Origin of the sequence: Streptomyces sp. NPDC048248, from assembly GCF_043201875.1 — a bacterium.
GTDB lineage: Bacteria > Actinomycetota > Actinomycetes > Streptomycetales > Streptomycetaceae > Streptomyces.
The window spans coordinates 179,661-197,772 of record NZ_JBICZL010000014.1 but is presented as its reverse complement, the minus strand read 5'-3'; the positions used below and the strand labels follow the sequence as shown (position 1 = coordinate 197,772).

Below are 18,112 nucleotides of genomic sequence, written 5' to 3'. Positions count from 1 at the left end.
CCGGCGCGGGCACCACAGCAGGCTCCCGGCCTCACCTGTCGGCGTCGTCCGGCTGCGCGCCGGGCACCGGATCCGTGGCCTCATCGGGAGCGGTCTCCTGCTGGGCAGGCACCTTCGGCTGCTGCTCCGGCCTGCGGTACATCCGCGTCGCCGTGATCTGGCCGTGCACCGCCTCCTCGCCCGGGTCCTGCTGCTGCGGCAGGCCGGGGCGCAGATGCTCCTCGACGCTGATGTACTTCAGCCCTGCCCGCAGGTCGGCGTCGTTGCGCAGCCGGATGACCAGCGGGAACTCCGCCAGCGCGGTGGTGTCGAAGAGGCCGGTGGTGTAGAGGAGCTGGACGCCCAGCGCATCGGCGACGGCGCGCTGGAGCTCCAGCAGATACGTGGCGTTGGCGCGGCCGATGGGGTTGTCGAGGAACAGCGTGCCGGCGTGCCGCTGCTTGTCGCGGCCCCGGTCGTTGCTGCGCAGCGCCGCCATCGTGCAGTACAGCGCGATGGCGGCGGTCAGCAGCTGACCACCGGAGAAGACGTCGCCCATCTGCCCGACGGGCACCCGCTCGGCGCGCAGCACGGCGTCCGGCTTGAGGATCTCCACGGCCACCCCGCGTGGCTGGAGCGCCGCGCTGACCCCGCGCAGCAGCAGCGTCATACCGTCCCGACGCAGGTCGCTGTTCTTCTTGACCGCGGAGCGTGTCGCCTCGTCGATGACCTCCCCCAGCCGCTCGGTGAGCGTGGCCTGGTCGGGGTCCTCGAAGCGGATCCGCAGGAACTCCTGCCCGGACCACTCCCCCAGCCCTTCGGGAAGACGGGACAGCCGCTGCGCCGAGCGCAGCGTCGTCAGCGACGACTCCACCAGGCCACGGAGGCGGTCGACGATGCTGTCGCGGTTGCGTTCCAGCTGCTCCAGCTCGTCGGTGAGCACCCGCAGACGCGGAGCGAAGGCATCGGCCCACTTCGCGGCGTGGTCCGGCAGCGCGGCGGCGGGCAGCTCACGGATCTGCTGCCGGGCGGGGGTACGAACCTGTTCGTAGCGGGTGGAGTTGGCGTGGCGTACGAGGATGTCGCTCGCCTCGCGCACCGCGGCCTCGGCGGCGGAGAGGTCGGCGGCGCAGCCGCGCAGCGAGCGGCGGGACTCCGCTGCGGCCTGCCGGGCCTCCTCCAGCCGGCCGGCGTACGGCTCGGTCTCCTCCGCACCCCGGTCGCCAGGACCGGCGGCGGTGTCGTGGTGGTCACGCAACAGATCGCGCAGCAGGGCCGCGGTCTCGTCGAAACCGCCCGCCGCGTCCTCGGCCGCGCGGTGGTCGCGCAACAGCGCGTCGTGCCGGTCGCGGGCGGTGTCCAACGCCTCGGTGGCGGTGGCCAGTTCGCCGGCGGCCAGGCGCAGCAGCTCCTTGGCGCGGTCGGCGTCGGCGGGCACCATCTCAGCGGGGAGCTCGGTGTGCGCTTCGCCGTCGGTCGGCGCCAGCCGCTCGGCCTCGCCACGCAGCCGCCCCAACTGCTCGCTGGCGGCGGACGCGCGGGTCTCCAACATCTGCACCAGTGCCTCGGCACGGGAGGCGGCGGCCTGCCGGGACGGGCCGTCGGCGGCGTCCGGGCTCTGCAGCAGCTGCTCGGCGCGGGTGCGGACCTTGTTGGTGAGGCGGTTCAGCTCGGCGAGGGAGGCGCTCTCGTCGCCCTCGGCGCGGGCCTGTTCGGCCCGGAGGTCGGCGCCGACACCGACCTTTTCGTAGAGCTGGGAGGCGGCGCGGTACGCCTCGCGCAGCGCTGGCAGCGACGCGCTCGCGTCCTCCGGTGCCTCACCCAGGTCGTCCGGTACGCCGGCGATCTCGGCTCGCTCGGAGCGCAGCGCGCGTGCCGTACGGCGGGCGTCGTCGGCGGCTCGCTGGGCGGCTCTGCGGTCCTCGTCAGCGGCACGCGCACGGTCCACGCACTCCTCGGCGCGCGCCTCGAACTCGGCAGTCTCGTCGGCGAGTTCACGCAGCCGTGACTGCCATGCGGCGCGCTCGCGCAGCCGGTGCGCGAGCCCTGCCAGCACGTCGGCGACCCGGCGCGCGCGCTGCGCGGTCTCCTGCCGCTCGTCACGGACGGCGGTGGCCTCCGCCGCGGCCTCCTCGGCGTCGTCGCGCGCGGAGCGGGCCTCGCCCAGTTCGGCCGCGGCCTCGTCCGCGTCCGAGCGGGTCTGCTCGGCGGCGGCAGACAGTTCGGCGAGCCGGCCGGCCGGGCAGCCGCTGCGCCACGACCCGAGGCGGGCGGCCAGCGCACGGTCCCCGGAGAGCCGCGCGGCCAGCGCGCGGATCTCGTCGTCACGCTCCATGGCCCGCGCCCGCAGCGCCTGCCGCTCCTCGTCGGCGGCGGATTCGTCGTGCATCGCAGGGTTCGGCGGGACGAGGAAGACGCCGGTGTCGCGGCCGTCGGGGGCGGGGGTGGGGGCGAGCAGCGCGGCGGCGGTGCCGACGGCGACGGCGGAGCGGGGCAGCAGCGCTGCCTGGGCGAGGATGTCGCGGGCCCGTGCGTGGGTCGCGGGGTCCGTGATGATGACGCCGTCGACGAGTTCCGGACGGGCAGCGAGCACCCGCGCGTGGTCGGCGGGGTCGACGGACTGCGCGAGATACCGCCAGCCGGGCAGCGCCGGGACGCCGTGTTCACCGAGGTACTCGACGGCGGCCAGCACATCGGGCCCGGGGGGCAGCAGCCCGCCGTCACCCAGCGCGCCGAGGATGCGGGAGTCGTCGGCTGCGGCCGTGCGCAGGTCGAACAGCTGCCGCTCGGCGGTGGCGACGCCCTGCTCCAGCAGTTCGGCCAGCTCGTCGGCGTTGCGGTCCAGCTCCTCCGCGGTGAGCGGTCCGGCAGCGGGGCGGCGGGACCGCACGACCTCCACGCCCCCGGTGGCCGTCCGCGGGCCTGGCAGCCCGATGGACTTCGTCTCGGACTGCGGGAGGCCGAGGAGGTCGGCCAGACGCTGCTCGGCGCCGATCGCCTCGGCGGCGCGCCGCTCGGCGTCATGGGCACGTTCCGCGGCCTGTGCGGCGTCCTCGGCGCGGGCGGCGGCGAGTTCCGCCGCGGCGTGCCGTGCGGTGGTCTCGCGGGCCCGGTCGGTGGCCAGGCGGGCGGCCTCGCGGGCGGAGTCCCATGCCTCGACGGCGGTCTTCTCGGCGTCGGAGGCGGCGAGCGCGGCGCGCGCGGGGTCGGCGTCCGGGGCGGTGTCGTCCAGCCAGCCTGCCTCGACCGCCTCGGCCGTTTCCTGTTCGACCTCGGCGAGCCGCTGCTTGAGGTGGTCGACCTCGCTGCGGGCGCGCTGGGCGTGGGTGGCGGCGGCGGTGGCGTCGCGGTGCGCGGATTCGCCGGCCTCCTGGAGGGCCGCCGAACGCTCCTCCTCCTCGTTGGCGATCCGCTCGCCCGCCTCGGCGGCGCTGTGCAGGGCGCGGACGAGGTCGGCGGCGGCGGTGGCACGGGCGGCGAGCGCCGGTGCCGCGTCCCGCTCCGCCTCGCGAATGGCGGCGGCGACGCGCGCGGAGCGGTCGGCGGCGGCTCGGTGCCGCAGGGCGATCTCGGCGGCCTGCCAGGCGCTGTGCAGGGTGCGCGCGTCGTTCAGTTCGCGGCGCTGGGCGGCGGCGCCCTTCTCCGCGGCGGCCAGGGCCAGCGAGGCGTGCCGGTAGGCGATTTCGGCGGAGACCAGGGAGCGGCGCTCACGGGTGCCTTCGGCGTCGGTGACGCGGTGGGCGGCGGCGGCGACCTGCTCGGCCAGCTCGGCGGCGCGGCCGCGCTCCTCGGTGCCACGGGCGTGCAGCCGCTGGGCGAGGCCGCGGGTGCGGCGCTCGGCTCCGGCGTGCACCTCGCGGGCGCGCTCGCGGTGCTCCGCGGCCTCGGCGATCCGCGACAGCAGGTCGAGGGAGCCGGCGGTGAAGTCCCGCTCGGCGGTGAGCTCGGCGCGGCGGCCGAGCTTGTGGGCGAAGCCGTGCACGAGGTCGGCGAGGCCGTCGGTGTCGCGGGTGTCGGTGACGGCGCGCAGCAGCAGGTCGGTGAAGTCGGAGTCGTTCTTGACGGCGAAGAGGCCGGCCGCCTCGCCCTCGTCGGCGTTCATCTCCCGCTGGTAGCGGAAGAGTTCGGGGTCCAGGCCCAGGACGCCGAGGTGTTCGTTCCAGCGTTCGTGGATCTCTTCCCAGACGACGTCGAGGTTCGGGTAGTTCTTGCCCGCCTCGGTGAGGACGTCGCGGAAGCCCTTCATCGTGCGCCGGCGGCCCTGGGCTCCGGACGCGCCCTCGCCGCCCTCCTGGCGGGGCCGGACGATGGTGGCCTCGGCGACGGGCAGGGAGTCCAGGCTCATGCCGGGCCCCGGCCGGAAGCTGTACCAGGCCTCGGCGAACTTGCGCGGGTCGTTGGACACCTGCCGGCCGCGCCACTCGCTGACCTTGCCGACGACGATGCTCTCGCCGGTCAGGACGTGCTGCCACTCCAGGGCGACGTGCCCGCAGTCGTCGGCGAGCAGGAACTTGCGCAGCACGCCGGAACTGGCGCCGCCGAGGGTGTTGCGGTGGCCGGGGAGCATGACCGAGAAGATCAGCTTCAGCAGGACCGACTTGCCGCCGCCGTTCTCCAGGAACAGCACACCCGCGGGGGCCGGGCGGCGCGGGGGGCCGACCGGTTCGTCCTCGAAGAAGTCCGCCTGGGCCGGGGCCGGGTGGGGTACGGACGCACCGACTCCGCGCAGGTCAAGCACGGTGTCGGCGTAGCGCGCACCGGCGGGTCCGATGGAGTAGAGGCGGACCCGGGACAGCTCGTACATGGCGGACTTTCGTTGTCGTGTCGGGCGGAGGTCGGACGGGCGGGGCGGTGGTGCGGTGGTGCGGTGGGGTCAGCCGGAGTGGAAGGGGAGTCCGGCATCGGAGACCAGGTCGAGGTCGTCGGTGTCCTCGCCGGGCATCAGGGAGGCGCTGCCGTCGGCGACGGGCACCACGCCCAGCTCCAGGAGTTCGGCCATGGCGGCGCTGCCCGCCATGTCGCGTACCTGGAGCTGGTAGCGGGCGGTGGTGCGGTAGGCGCCGCCCGCGTCGTCGCCGGTGCGCTGCAGGAATCCGGAGTCGACGAGGAAGGTGACGGCCTTGGCGATGATGCCGGTGGTCGAGCCTGCCAGTCGCCGGGCGTCCTTGGTGGCACCGGTCGCGCTGCGGCGCGCGTAGACCCGCCAGGCGGATTCCAGGCCGGGTGCGTCGGTGGCCGGGTCGGTGTTCTCGCCCTCCTGCTCGGCGCGCTCCTCCAGGCGGCGGCAGGCCTGCCGGACGAAGGCGTCGACGCCGTTGACGGTGATCCGGCCGATATAGCCGTCGTCGGCGAGGTCCTCGGGGCGCGGGAAGGCGAGGGCGGCGACAGCGAGATGTGCCAGGCCGTGCAGGAAGCGGTCCGCTGAGTCGGCGGAGGCGCGGCGGGCGTAGTCGCCCATCCGGACCGCGAAGACGGAGTCGTCGGCGGCGGTGACTGCCATGCCCGCGCGGGTGGAGACCTCCAGGACGATCAGGCCCAGGCCGGTGGCGACGGCGTCGGCGAGCCGGGCGAAGGGCGGGTCGTCGCGGTAGCGGCGCAGCAGTTCGGCGTACTCGGCGTCGCGGGCGGGCAGGAGCTTGGGCTGGAGTCCGAAGGAGACCAGCCGTGCGGCGTCCGCGGCGTCGGCCGGGGTGACCGGTGCGGTGACCGCGGCGCCGGGGACCGCGTCGGCGGGCAGGAACCGGCCGGCCGTCTCGCCCGGGGCGGACGTCGGCTCCGGCGCGGCCGGCTCGGCGGCGTCGTACTCGGTCACGGTTGCGGCTCCTTGTGCGGGTTCCGGGCGGCGCCGGGGTGGAATGCGGTGGTCTGGGCTGCGTCGTGCACCCGGGGCATCAGGCCACCTCCGAGCGGTCCGCGGCCATCCCCGCAGCGTCCAGCAGGGCCGTGCCGACGATGAGGTCGGCGCCGCCGAACTCGGGGTCGGACAGCTCGGTGCCGTCGTCGACGGCGAAGAGCAGCTGCTGCTCGCCCTGGCGGTAGGCGGTGCCGACCGGGGGGCTGGCGGCGTGCACCGCCAACAGGGCGACGAGGTAGGGGAGATCGGGGTCCGTGCGGCGCGCGTCGGCGAGCAGACCGGAGAGCCTGCGGGGCGCGTCGGCGGGCAGGTCGAGCAACTCCATGGCGGCGTCGAGCTGCTCCTCGCTGAAGCGGCTGTCGTCGGGCGTCGCCACCAGGTCGGGCTCGGGCATCTCGGCGCCGAGGTGTTCACGCTCCACGGGCGGGGTGAGCAGCACCTCGACGAGGTCGCCGACGCGGACGGCCGAGGGGGTCCGCAGGCCCGTGCCGCGGGCGAAGAAGGCGTCCGTGACGCGCACGGCGCGCTCGGCGGGCAGCGGCAGCAGCGGGGCGAGGAGCTGGCCGTAGAGGTCGAGTCCGGCGTGCGCCGCCGGGGTGGCGAAGGCCTGTCGGTCCTGTTCCGCGCGGAAGAGCGGACCGGCCTCCAGGAGGCGCGACTGCAGCTGGGTGTGCCGGCGGATGCAGTCCTTGACGATGTCGACGAGTTCGGCGGCGCGCCGCTTGTGCTCGGGCTCCTCGGTTTCGTCGCGGGCCTTGCGGATGTTGGTGAGGATGGCGTTCTCGTGGCGGTAGCGGTCCGCGACGTGGTCCAGCGCCTCGGTGATCATGTCGGGGACGGTCTGCAGCCAGTCGACGGCGCGGACGTTGCGCCGGGTGGCGTCCAGGGTCCTGCGGAGCGTCTCTGCATACTGCACGGTGCGGTAGCGGGCCTGCTCAGCGGCGAGCTGGGCGTCGGCCAGCCGGCCACGGCTGATCAGCACCTCCAGCTTGACCTCGGCGGCGATCTGGGCGCTGGTGACGTCCGTGTCGAGCGCGCCGACCAGGACGTTGACCGCTTCGTCGGTGGCCCGGAGGTAGACGCTGCCGCCCGCGCCCGGCACCTCCTCGATGAGCTTGAAGTCGTAGTCGCGCCGGACGTACTCGCCCTCGGGGTTGAAGGTGCCGTAGACGGCGCGGAAGCCGCGGTCCACACTGCCGACGTTGATGAGGTTCTCCAGCACCCAGCGGGCCACCCGCTCGTGTTCGCCCGAGGGGCGGCGCGGGGCCTGCGCGGCGATCCGCGGGAGCACCCTGGCCACTATCTCCTCGTGGTCGGCGCCGGTGTCGAAGTCCATGTTGAGGGTGACCAGGTCGATGACGGCGAGGGCCACCTCGGCCATGGCGTAGACGCCGTACTCACCCGCGAGGTTGGCCTTGCGCACGTCGAGGTCGTGCAGCGGCGCCGTGCACGCCAGGGCGCGCAGACGGCGGGCCAGGCCTTCGTCGGCGGCCGGGCCCGGCGCGGGCCGGTTGGGCCCGTTGAGCTGGGGCGCAGCGGCCCTCGGGGCAGGAAAAGTCACGTCGCACAGAGTAGGCGCTTGCACTGACAACGGACGAAACGGCGCGGATCCGCTCATGACGGGACCCGCACGTCGGCCGACGCATCAGTCTACGGCGTCGCCTTCAAAGGGCACGTCCGCGGTCCGGTGACGGGCGGTTCGCGCACCGGACGCGGTGGCGGGCGGGCCGTCCAACGCGAGGGCGGCGAAGGACGCGAGCCAGTGGTCCGCGGTGAAATCGCCCGAGATGGCCCGCGGCAGTCCGGCCGCCAGGTGCCGGCCGGCCGCGGACCGCAGCACGGCGCCACGGGGGTCGTCCGCGGGCAGCGCGGCGGCGAGACGGCGCTGTGCGGCCGCGCGGCTGAGCGACAGCCCGATGAGGTGGCCGATCTGCGGGTCGGCGGGGTCGGAGACGGTGGGCGGGGTGAGCAGCGTCCGCGGGGCGCCGTGTTCGGTGCCGGGCAGGAACCGGGCGAGCCAGCCGGCGAATTCCGCATTCGGCAGCACCCGGCTCATCGCCTCGGCCTCGGAGAGCGCCGGGGAGAGGAAGTCCTGCCCGGAGGGCTCCCAGTGGGCGGGGGCGTCACGGTCGTCGGCGAACCAGCGCAGCAGCGCCTCGGTCACCGGCTCGGTGAGCGATGGCCGCCCGGCCGCCGCCGCGCTGTCCAGGACGAGCGCGAGGGCGAACGCGCTGTTGGTGTGGATGCCGTGGCGCACCGGGTAGGTGGCGCGCTCCAGCCAGCCGCGCAGCAGCTCATCGACGGCCTCGGCCGCCGGCGCCAGCGCGGCCGTCCAGCGCTCGCCCGGCGGGCCGCCCAGGGCCCGGCATTCGGCGGTGAGCGCCAGCAGCCAGGCCCAGCCGTAGGGCCGCTCGAACCACGGGTGGGTCCGCAGGTAGGCCGCCTCCGCCGCGAGGCGTGCAGGCGTGAGATGGCCGTCGAGCACCTCGGTGATCCGCTCGTGGTCCACCCGATCCCGGCAGCGGCGCAGCAACCGGACCAGCAGCCAGTGCATATGGACCGAGGAGTGCCAGTCGTAGGAGCCGTAGAAGGCGGGGTGGTGGGCCCGCGGGGGCACCAGGTCCTCGGGCCCCGTCAGCAGATGCATCGGGGCGTAGGGGTAGGGACGGGTGACGTTGCTCAGCGCGACGTTCGCGAACTGCCTTGCGTACGAGGGGAGTTCACCCTCCTCATGAGGTGTCGCGCCGGTCAATGGGTGGCGCCTTCGGCGACGCGGATGTCGGTACGGACGGTGGCTGCGGTGACGGCGATCTCCCGCAGGGCCTGTGCGACCGAGGCGACCGGCAGGGACGGCTGGGCGCGGTGGAGGACCTGCTCCGGCGCGTACGGGACATGCACGAACCCGCCGCGGATGCCGGGGAGTTCGGTGGCGATGAGGTGCGCGAGGGCGTAGAAGACGTGGTTGCAGACGAAGGTGCCCGCGGTGTTGGAGACGGAGGCGGGCAGACCGGCGGCGCGGACCGCCGCGACGCATGCCTTGATCGGCAGGGTGGAGAAGTACGCGGCGGGGCCGCCGGGCACGATCACCTCGTCAACGGGCTGGGCGCCGGAGACGTCCGGGATGCGCGCGTCGTCGACGTTGACGGCGAGCCGTTCGACGGTGATGTCGGGGCGGCCGCCGGCCTGGCCGACGCACACCACGATCTCGGGCCGGACTTCCTCGATCGCGTCGCGCAGCGCCACCCGCGCGGCTCCGTAGACACACGGCAGCTCGGCGGCGAAGAACTCCACTCCGGCGGGCGGCTCGGCCGCGGCGGCGCGCACCGCCTGCCAGGAGGGGTTGGCGGACTCGCCGTCGAACGGTTCGAATCCGGTCAGAAGTACCCGCGTCATGTGCTCGTTCCCAGGGTCGGACAAATGGAATCGGAATGCGGAGGGCCGTGGTCAGAAGGCGAACAGCGACATGATCACGATGTTGCAGCCGAGCAGGATGCCCGCGGTCGGCAGCTGGGCCTTGATCGGGCCGTACTGGTCCTTCAGTTCGAGCAGGGCCGCCGGCACGATGTTGAAGTTTGCGGCCATCGGGGTCACGAGCGTGCCGCAGAAGCCGGCGAGCATGCCGATGGCCAGGACGGCGGCGGCGTTGCCGTCGAAGTGCCCGATCAGCACGGGCCAGCCGACGGCGGCGGTCATCACCGGGAAGGCGGCGAAGGCGTTGCCCATGACGATGGTGAACAGGAACATGCCCACGCAGTAGACGACGACCGCGATGTAGAGGGAGTCCTCGGGTAGTGCGGCGGTGGCGATCTTGCCCACCTGGTCGCCGACTCCCGAGACCTGGAAGATGGCGCCCAGCGTGGCCAGCATCTGCGGCAGCAGCATCGCCCAGCCCATCGCCTCCAGCATCGAGCGGCCGGACTGCACGGGCACGGATATCCGCTTCTCGCGCAGCATGATCATGCCGACGATGAGCGCCGCGATGGCCCCGATACCCAGGCCGAGGATGGTCTCGCTGCCCTCCTGGAGGAGCGGTTCTCCCCCGAAGGAGATGTGCTTGACGCCGATCGCGCAGACCATCGCGACGGCGGGGATGGTCAGCGCCGGGACGAACAGCTTGTTGCCGAGCCGGGCGGCACTGGCGACCCGCTGCTCTCCGGTGGTGGTGCGGGGCGTGCCGCGCCCGGTGAAGCCGAATCCGGCCAGACAGGCCATGAGCAGGACGGCGACGCCCAGAGGTTCGGCGGGCGCCTGCTCGGTGGCGACCCAGCTGCTGTAGATGAAGCCGGCGCCGATCAGCCCCCAGAAGGCTCCGGTGCCGATGCGCTTGGGGTTGCTGCGGTCGGTGACCATCTGGGCGGCCATCACCAGGAAGCTGAGGCCGACCAGCCAGTAGAACCACTCTGCCTTGATCACTTGGTGGCCTCCACGGCAGCGGGTGCGACGTCGGCGGTCAGCAGCTCGCGCTCCAGGGCGCGGTCCAGGCGCAGCAGTCGCCAGCCGTGGACGGCGAAGGCGCACAGCGCCGTGGGGATCGCCCAGAGTGCGAGGTGCAGCGGTTCGAGATGCGTGCCGTAGGTGGTGTTGACGAAGCCGGTGATCAGCAGGATCGAGCCGACCGCGAGGAAGACGTCCTCACCGAAGAACAGGCCGACGTTGTCCGCGCTGGCGGAGAACGACCTGACCTTCTCCCGTGTCCTGTCCGGGAGGGTGCCGTACTTGCGCTCGGCTGCCCCTTCGGCCATCGGGACGGCGAGCGGGCGGACGGTCTGGGCGTGCCCGAAGACATTGGTCAGCCCGACGGCCGCACCGATCTGGCGCAGGCCCAGGTAGAGCGCGAGAAAGCGCCCCGTGGTGAGCTTGCCGAACCGCGAGATCAGGTTGCGGGCCTGCTCCTGGAGGCCGTAGCGCTCCAGGAGACCGATGACCGGGAGCGTGATCGCGAAGATCGTCACCGCCCGGCTGCTCGCGAAACCTTCGCCGAAGGCGGCGAGCACCTTGCCGGGTGTCAGGCCGCCGAGGAGGCCCGTGGCGATACCGGCCACCCCCACCACCAGCAGGGGATTGCGTTTCGTGGCGAAGCCGATCACGACCACGAGCACGCCGAGAAGCACGATCATGGACCCGCCTTCCGCGTACGGGACCTCACGCGGGCCGTGAGGAGAGTGCCCAGAGGCTAGGTGATTGTTGAACGATCCGACAAGGGGTGTGCGGGGGTGAAACTCACCCCTCGGCGATGCGCTGTGCGTACGCCCCCGAAAGCTGGCTCCGCGAGTCCTCCAGGTAGGAGGCCAGCAGCTCCTCGGCCTCGGTGACGGCGCCCGACTGCAGCGCCTCCAGGATCTGGCGGTTGCGGGTCAGATAGGGCGCGTGGAAGCGCCGGGGGTCGTCCATGACGTGGAAGACCAGCCGCAGCTCGGCCAGCACCCCGCGCATCAGCTCATCCGTGCGCGGGCTGTCGGCGAGGGCCACGATCGCCTGGTGGAAGCGGATGTTGGCGGTCGCGAGATCCTGCCAGGACCTGGTCGCGGAGGCGGCCTCCCCCGCCTCCACCGCTGCCGCCACCCCGCCGACCGCGGCTGTCGCGTCGCCCCCCTTGAGCTCGCTTCCCAGACGGCGCACCGCCGCGCACTCCACCAGCGTACGCACGCGGTAGATGTCGTCGAGGTCCTCGACCGTCACCATGCGGACGAACACCCCGCGGTTGAGTTGGTGCACCAGCAGCCGTTCGTGGGTCAGCAGCCTGAAGGCCTCCCGCAGGGTGTTGCGGGAGACGCCGAGGGCGCCGCCGATGCTCTCCTCCGACAGCCGGGCGCCGGGCGGGAAATAGCCCTCGGCGATCCTGTCCCGCAGGATGTCGGCCACCCGCTCGGCGGTGCCGGCCCGCCCGAGCAGGGCGCGGTCCGCCTCCAGGCCCGAGACCTCGGCGAGCCTTCGCCGATCGTTCTTCGTCACTCCGCCGGCCATGCCGCTCCCCGCTCTCGCCCGCCCCGGACCACCCGTTCGAGGCCCCTCCGACCGTCATTTTCGTAGGAAGTCAACCCCAGATACGGGAAGGAGACAACACACCTCTTGTCGGATCGTTCAACGATCCTTTACGTTGGAGCGCAACGCCGGTCGGCTCGAGTGCCTCGGGGGAGAGCCACTACGGATACGGGCCGGCCGGCCCCGAAGCTCCCGCCCGCCCCCGCCCGCAATCGGACCGCCGCACTGCACGCAGCGCGCACCCTCGGCACCGAGCACCTGGAACGGACACACATGAGCGACGCGGTGGCCCCCTTCGTCATCGATCTGAACGCCGACCTCGGGGAAGGCTTCGGCCGCTGGCAGCTCACCGACGACGACGCCCTGTTGTCCACGGTCACCAGCGCCAACGTCGCCTGCGGCTTCCACGCCGGCGACCCGAGCACCATGCGGCGGGTGTGCGAACTGGCCGCCGAGCGCGGTGTCGTCATCGGCGCCCAGGTCTCCTACCGCGACCTGGCCGGCTTCGGCCGCCGCGCGATGGACGTACCGCCCGACGAGCTGGCCGACGAAATCGCCTATCAGATCGGCGCGTTGGAGGTCTTCGCGCGCGCCGCCGGGGCCCGCGTCGGTTACGTCAAGCCGCACGGCGCGCTCTACAACCGCTGCGTGCACGACGAGGAGCAGGCCGCCGCCGTCATCCAGGGAGTGTCCACCGCGGGGGGTGCCCTGCCGGTGCTCGGGCTGACCGGCTCCCGGCTGCACGAGGCCGCCCGGCGGGCCGGACTGCCCGTCGTCGGCGAGGCCTTCGCCGACCGGGCCTATACCGCCGAGGGCACCCTCGTGCCGCGCCGCGAGGCGGGCGCCGTGATCCACGACCCGGACGAGGTCGTCAAGCGCGCCCTGGGCATGGCCCGCGACGGCGCCGTCACCTCGCTCGACGGCCGGCCCGTCGAGATCGCCGCCCGCTCCCTCTGCCTGCACGGTGACACCCCCGGCGCCGCGGCGCTCGCCCGCCGCGTCCGGTCCGAACTGGCCGCAGGCGGCGTGCTCGTGCGGAGCTTCGTATGAGGCCGCTGCCCGTCGGGGAGCACGCGCTCCTCATCGAACTGGACACCGCCGAGGAGGTCGAGGCGCTGCACGCCGAGCTGCTGCGCCGGGCCGCCGCCGGGGCCCTCCCGCCGGTGCGCGAGATCGTGCCGGCCGCCCGCACGGTCCTGCTGGACGGACTCGACGACCCCCGCGGTCTCACCGCCGAACTCGCCGCCTGGGACATCCCCGCACTCACCACCGGCGACCGCCCCGCGGTGGAGATCCCGATCCGCTACGACGGTCCCGACCTCGCCGAGGTGGCCGCGTTGTGGGGCGTCACCGAGGACGAGGTGGTGCGACTGCACTCCGCGACGACCTTCCGTGTCGCCTTCTGCGGCTTCGCGCCCGGCTTCGGCTATCTGACCGGCCTTGCCGAGCCGCTCCACGTACCGCGCCGGGCCACTCCCCGCACGAAGGTCCCGGTCGGTTCGGTCGCGCTGGCCGGCCCGTACACCGGCGTATACCCCCGCTCCTCCCCCGGTGGCTGGCAGCTGATCGGCACCACCGATGCCGTTCTGTGGGACCCCCGCCGGGAACCCGCGGCGCTGTTCGCGCCCGGCACCCAGGTCCGGTTCGTGCCGCAGGATGCCCCCGACCGCTCCGTCCCCGCCGCGCGCGACGCGGCGTCCCGGGACGACAGCCCCAGCGCCGAGGAGAGCGCCCGATGACCGACCGCGCCTTCTCGGTGGCCCGGGCCGGTGCGCTCACCACCGTCCAGGACCTCGGCAGGCCCGGCAACGCGCACCTCGGCGTGCCGCGCGCCGGCGCCCTCGACGAGCCCGCGCACCGGCTCGCCAACCGGCTCGTGGGCAATCCGGAGTCGGCCGCGACCCTGGAGACGACGCTCACCGGATGCGCCGTCCGCCTCCGCACCGCCACCACCGTCGCCGTCACCGGCGCTCCCTGTCCGGTGACGATCGACGGCCGGCCCGCCCCCTGGGGCGCTCCGGTCCTGGTGCCTGCGGGCGCCGTGCTGGACGCGGGCCCGGCCACCCACGGTCTGCGCTCCTACCTCGCCTTCGCCGGCGGTGTCACCACGGAACCCGTGCTCGGCAGCCGCGCCGCCGACCTCCTCTCCGGTCTGGGCACCGAGCCGCTCACCGACGGCGCGGTGCTGCCCCTCGGTCCTTCCTACAGCCCACCCGCAGGGGCCGACGCCGTCCCGCATCCCGGCCCCGTGCGGGAGCTGCTGCTGCCGTTCGTCCCGGGTCCGCGCGACGACTGGTTCACCGCCACGGGAATGCACACCCTCACCACCGGCCGCTTCCGGGTCTCCCCCGCGAGCAACCGCATCGGCCTGCGCACCGAAGGGCCGCCGCTGGAACGCGCCAGGACCGGTGAACTCCCCAGCGAGGGAATGCCGTTGGGCGCCCTCCAGATCCCACCCGACGGCCTGCCGGTGCTCTTTCTGCACGACCATCCCACCACCGGCGGCTACCCCGTCATCGGTGTCGTTCCGGAGCGCTATCTGGCGCCGGCGGCCCAGGCCGTACCAGGGACACCGGTGCGCTTCGTACCGCGCAGGCCGATCGCGGCGCAGGCCCGCCGCGCCGGCCCGCGCGGGCGCCCGGCTCAGCCCGCCCCGTAGCCACCGCCCCCCGGCGTCCGCAGCACCAGGACGTCGTCCACGCCGACCTCCGCCGTGTCACAGCCGTGCAGCTGCTGCCGGGAACCGTCCGCACGCTCCACAAAGTTGTCGCCGAGGGCACCCGGCTCGCCGCCCGCCATGCCGTACGGCGGCACCCGGCGGTGGTTGGTGAGCAGCGCGATGGTCATCGGTTCGAGGAAGCGCAGCCGGCGCTCGACACCGCAGCCGCCGTGCCTGCGGCCGGCGCCGCCGCTGCCCGCGCGGATGGCGAAGCTGTCGACACGGACCGGGTAGCGCCATTCGAGCACTTCGGGGTCGGTCAGCCGGGAGTTGGTCATATGGGTCTGCACGGCGTCCGCGCCGTCGAAGCCGTCGCCCGCGCCCGAGCCGGAGGCCACCGTCTCGTAGTACTGCACCCGGTCGTTGCCGAAGGTGACGTTGTTCATCGTGCCCGAGCCCTCCGCCTGGGCGCCCAGCGCGGCGTACAGCGCACCGGTGACCGCCTGGGAGGTCTCCACGTTCCCCGCGACCGTGGCCGCGGGGAAGACCGGGGCCAGCATCGAGCCCTCCGGGATGCGCACCGCCAGGGGCTTGAGGCAGCCGCTGTTGAGGGGGATGTCCTCGGCGACCAGGGTGCGGAAGACATAGAGCACCGCGGCCATCACCACGGAGCTGGGGGCGTTGGCGTTGCCGGGCTGCTGCGGTGAGGTGCCGGCGAAGTCCAGTACGGCGCTGCGGGCCGCGCGGTCGACGGTCAGCGCGACGTTGATCTCCGCGCCGCTGTCGGTCTCGTAGCGGTAGGAGCCGTCGGACAGCTCCGCGATGATCCGCCGCACCGACTCCTCGGCGTTGTCCTGGACGTGTCCCATGTAGGCCCGGACGACGTCGAGCCCGAACTGCTCGGTCATCCGCCGCAGTTCCTCGATGCCCTTCTCGTTGGCGGCGATCTGTGCCCGCAGATCGGCGATGTTGGCATCCGGCGCGCGGGAGGGGTAGGGGCCGGAGGCGAGCAGTTCGCGGGTCTCGCGCTCGCGCAGCTTCCCGTCGCGCACCAGCAGCCAGTTGTCGAAGAGGATGCCCTCCTCCTGGACGGTGCGGCTGAAGGCGGGCATCGACCCCGGAGTGATGCCGCCGATCTCGGCGTGATGGCCGCGGGAGGCCACCAGGAACAGCAGCTGCGGCTCCTCCGCCGCTTCGCCGGACGGCGCGTCGAAGACGGGGGTGACGACGGTGACGTCGGGCAGGTGTGTGCCGCCGTGGTACGGGTCGTTGATCGCGTACACATCGCCGGGCCGCATCGCACCGGCACGCCGGTTGAGCACCTCCTTGATGGATTCGCCCATCGAGCCCAGGTGGACGGGGATGTGCGGGGCGTTGGCGATGAGATTGCCGTCGGCGTCGAAGAGCGCACAGGAGAAGTCGAGGCGTTCCTTGATGTTGACGGAGTGCGCGGTGTGCTCCAGGCGGACCCCCATCTGCTCGGCGATGGCCATGAAGAGGCTGTTGAAGACCTCCAGCATCACCGGGTCCGCCTCGGTGCCGACCGCCACCCTGCGGGGGCGCGGCTCCGCGCGGGTGAGCAGCAGATGCCCCCGCTCGCCCATCGCCGCCTGCCAGCCCGGATCGAGGACCGTCGTCGCGTCCTCCTCGGCGATGATCGCCGGGCCGGTGAGGGTGTCGCCTGGGAGCAGGTCGGCACGCCGGTGGAGGCCGGTGTCCTGCCGGCGCCCCTGGGCGTACATCCGGACCGTGGCCACGGGTCGCAACGCGCCCTCCCGGGCGGCCGGCCGCGCCTCGTGCCCGGCCGCGCCGCCTGCCTCCCCGAGCGCCTCGACCGACACCGCCTCGGCGATCAGCGGCTTGTCCATGGTGAAGGCGTACCGGAGGCGGTGCGCGCGGAGGAACGCGTCCTTCATGGTCCCGGCGTCCGCCAGGGGGACGCCGATGGTGGAGTCCGTCCCGGCGTACCGGACGAGCACCCGCGCCCGGGTGGTGATGCTGCCGGACGGCACGCCGTCGTCGAGGAGTTCCCCGCGGGTCTGCTCGGCGAGTGTGTCGCAGACCTCCCGCACCCGTGCGAGGGCCTCGGGGTCGTCGAACTCCGCCTCGACCGCCTGCTCCCGCATCGCGGTGGCGTCGGCGACCCCGATGCCGTACGCGGAAAGCACCCCGGCGAGCGGCGGGACGAGAACGGTGTCGATACCCAGGGCGTCGGCGACCGCGCAGGCGTGCTGGCCGCCCGCGCCGCCGAAGCTGGTGAGGGCGTAGCGGGTGATGTCGTGGCCGCGCTGAACGGAGATCTTCTTGACGGCGTTGGCCATGTTGAGCACGGCGATGTCCAGGAACCCCGCGGCGACCTCCTCGGGGCCGCGGTCGTCGCCCACCGCCCGCGCGGCCTCGTCGGCCAGCTCCGCGAAGCGGGTGCGCACCACCTCGGCGTCCAGCGGCAGGTCACCGTCCGGGCCGAACACCGCAGGGAAGTGCTCGGGTTGGATGCGGCCGAGCATCACGTTGGCGTCCGTGACGGTGAGCGGGCCGCCCCGCCGATAGCAGGCGGGGCCGGGGTCCGCACCGGCGGAGTCGGGGCCGACGCGGTAGCGGCGGCCGTCGAAGTGCAGCACCGAGCCGCCGCCCGCAGCGACGGTGTGGATGTTCATCATCGGGGCCCGCATCCGCACCCCGGCGACCTCGCTGCCGAAGACCCGCTCGAACTCGCCGGCGTAGTGCGACACATCGGTGGAGGTGCCGCCCATGTCGAAGCCGATCACCCGGTCGTGGCCGGGGCCCGCCTCGGCCGCGGCCCGGACCATGCCGACGACCCCGCCTGCGGGCCCGGACAGCACCGCGTCCTTGCCGCGGAAGTGGGCGGCCTGCCGCAGTCCGCCGTTGGACTGCATGAACATCAGCCGGATTCCGGGGAGTTGCGCGGCGATCTCGTCGACGTAGCGGCCCAGGATCGGGGAGAGATAGGCGTCGACGACGGTGGTGTCCCCGCGCGGCACCAGCTTCATCAGCGGACTGACCTCGTGCGAACAGCTCACCTGCGTGAATCCGGCGCTCCTGGCCAGATCGGCGACGGCCTTCTCGTGGTCGGCGTGGCGGTAGCCGTGCAGCAGCACGACGGCCGCGCTGCGCAGCCCGTCAGCGCGGGCGCCGGCCAGCGCCCCGCGCACCTCGTCGGTGTCCAGGGACCGCACGACCGTGCCGTGCGCGTCGACCCGCTCCGGCACCTCGATCACCCGGTCGTACAGCGCCTCGGGCAGCACGATCCGCCGGTCGAAGATCCGTGGCCGGTTCTGGTAGGCGATGCGCAGGGCGTCGCGGAATCCCGCGGTGGTGAGCAGCACCGTCGGCTCGCCCTTGCGTTCCAGCAGCGCGTTGGTGGCGACGGTGGTGCCCATCTTGACGACGGAGACCAGCTCGGCGGGCACCGGATCGTCCGGGCCCAGCTCCAGCATCATCCGGATGCCCGCCACCGCGGCGTCGCGATAGCGCTCGGGGTGGTGCGAGAGCAGCTTGCCGGTGACCAGCCTGCCGTCCGGCCGCCTGCCGACGACGTCCGTGAAGGTGCCACCGCGGTCGATCCAGAACTCCCAGCGTCCGGTCATCCGGCCATTGTCCCAGCGACCCCGGCCCGG

General features: G+C 73.6%; 12 protein-coding genes. 3 read left to right on the top strand and 9 right to left on the bottom strand.

The features are described 5' to 3' along the window. Window positions 1-31: 31 nt before the first annotated feature. The 8 genes from ACGFZW_RS29070 to ACGFZW_RS29035 form a co-directional block, all read right to left on the bottom strand. Window positions 32-4,783 carry a hypothetical protein gene (locus ACGFZW_RS29070; RefSeq protein WP_393896211.1) on the bottom strand — a complete coding sequence of 1,584 codons (4,752 nt, stop codon included), beginning with the start codon at window positions 4,781-4,783 and terminating at the stop codon, window positions 32-34. Window positions 4,784-4,852: 69 nt separating this feature from the next. Next, a complete protein-coding gene (locus ACGFZW_RS29065; RefSeq protein ID WP_393896210.1) occupies window positions 4,853-5,791 on the bottom strand; it encodes a hypothetical protein in 939 nt (312 codons plus the stop codon). 79 nt (window positions 5,792-5,870) lie between these two features. Continuing rightward, a complete protein-coding gene (locus tag ACGFZW_RS29060) occupies window positions 5,871-7,394 on the bottom strand; it encodes a hypothetical protein (protein ID WP_393896209.1) in 1,524 nt (507 codons plus the stop codon). An 84-nt stretch (window positions 7,395-7,478) separates the two neighbouring features. Next, window positions 7,479-8,585: a DUF2891 domain-containing protein gene (locus ACGFZW_RS29055; RefSeq protein ID WP_393896208.1), complete on the bottom strand. Its 1,107-nt coding sequence runs from the start codon at window positions 8,583-8,585 to the stop codon at window positions 7,479-7,481. After that, window positions 8,582-9,226, bottom strand: coding sequence for a pyroglutamyl-peptidase I (pcp, locus tag ACGFZW_RS29050; RefSeq protein WP_393896207.1), 645 nt, complete (start codon window positions 9,224-9,226; stop codon window positions 8,582-8,584). The genes ACGFZW_RS29055 and pcp overlap by 4 nt, the downstream gene beginning before the upstream one ends. Window positions 9,227-9,277: 51 nt before the next feature. Then, entirely contained in the window at window positions 9,278-10,246 is a 969-nt protein-coding gene (locus tag ACGFZW_RS29045) for a DUF979 domain-containing protein (protein ID WP_393896206.1), read from the bottom strand. Next, entirely contained in the window at window positions 10,243-10,950 is a 708-nt protein-coding gene (locus tag ACGFZW_RS29040; RefSeq protein ID WP_393896205.1) for a DUF969 domain-containing protein, read from the bottom strand. Before ACGFZW_RS29040 ends, ACGFZW_RS29045 begins: the two co-directional genes overlap by 4 nt. A 103-nt stretch (window positions 10,951-11,053) precedes the next feature. After that, window positions 11,054-11,797: a GntR family transcriptional regulator gene (locus ACGFZW_RS29035; RefSeq protein WP_393896204.1), complete on the bottom strand. Its 744-nt coding sequence runs from the start codon at window positions 11,795-11,797 to the stop codon at window positions 11,054-11,056. Window positions 11,798-12,088: 291 nt separating this feature from the next. On the opposite strand from ACGFZW_RS29035, the gene ACGFZW_RS29030 reads away from it, so the two are divergent. The 3 genes from ACGFZW_RS29030 to ACGFZW_RS29020 are packed head-to-tail and all read left to right on the top strand — an operon-like array spanning window position 12,089 to window position 14,474. Continuing rightward, a complete protein-coding gene (locus tag ACGFZW_RS29030) occupies window positions 12,089-12,865 on the top strand; it encodes a LamB/YcsF family protein (RefSeq protein ID WP_393896203.1) in 777 nt (258 codons plus the stop codon). Next, window positions 12,862-13,554, top strand: coding sequence for a 5-oxoprolinase subunit PxpB (pxpB, locus tag ACGFZW_RS29025; protein ID WP_393896202.1), 693 nt, complete (start codon window positions 12,862-12,864; stop codon window positions 13,552-13,554). Before ACGFZW_RS29030 ends, pxpB begins: the two co-directional genes overlap by 4 nt. Continuing rightward, window positions 13,551-14,474, top strand: coding sequence for a biotin-dependent carboxyltransferase family protein (locus tag ACGFZW_RS29020; protein WP_393896201.1), 924 nt, complete (start codon window positions 13,551-13,553; stop codon window positions 14,472-14,474). The genes pxpB and ACGFZW_RS29020 overlap by 4 nt, the downstream gene beginning before the upstream one ends. On the opposite strand, the gene ACGFZW_RS29015 is transcribed toward ACGFZW_RS29020, so the two are convergent. Then, window positions 14,459-18,082 carry a hydantoinase B/oxoprolinase family protein gene (locus ACGFZW_RS29015; RefSeq protein ID WP_393896200.1) on the bottom strand — a complete coding sequence of 1,208 codons (3,624 nt, stop codon included), beginning with the start codon at window positions 18,080-18,082 and terminating at the stop codon, window positions 14,459-14,461. The genes ACGFZW_RS29020 and ACGFZW_RS29015 overlap by 16 nt on opposite strands. Window positions 18,083-18,112: the final 30 nt, after the last annotated feature.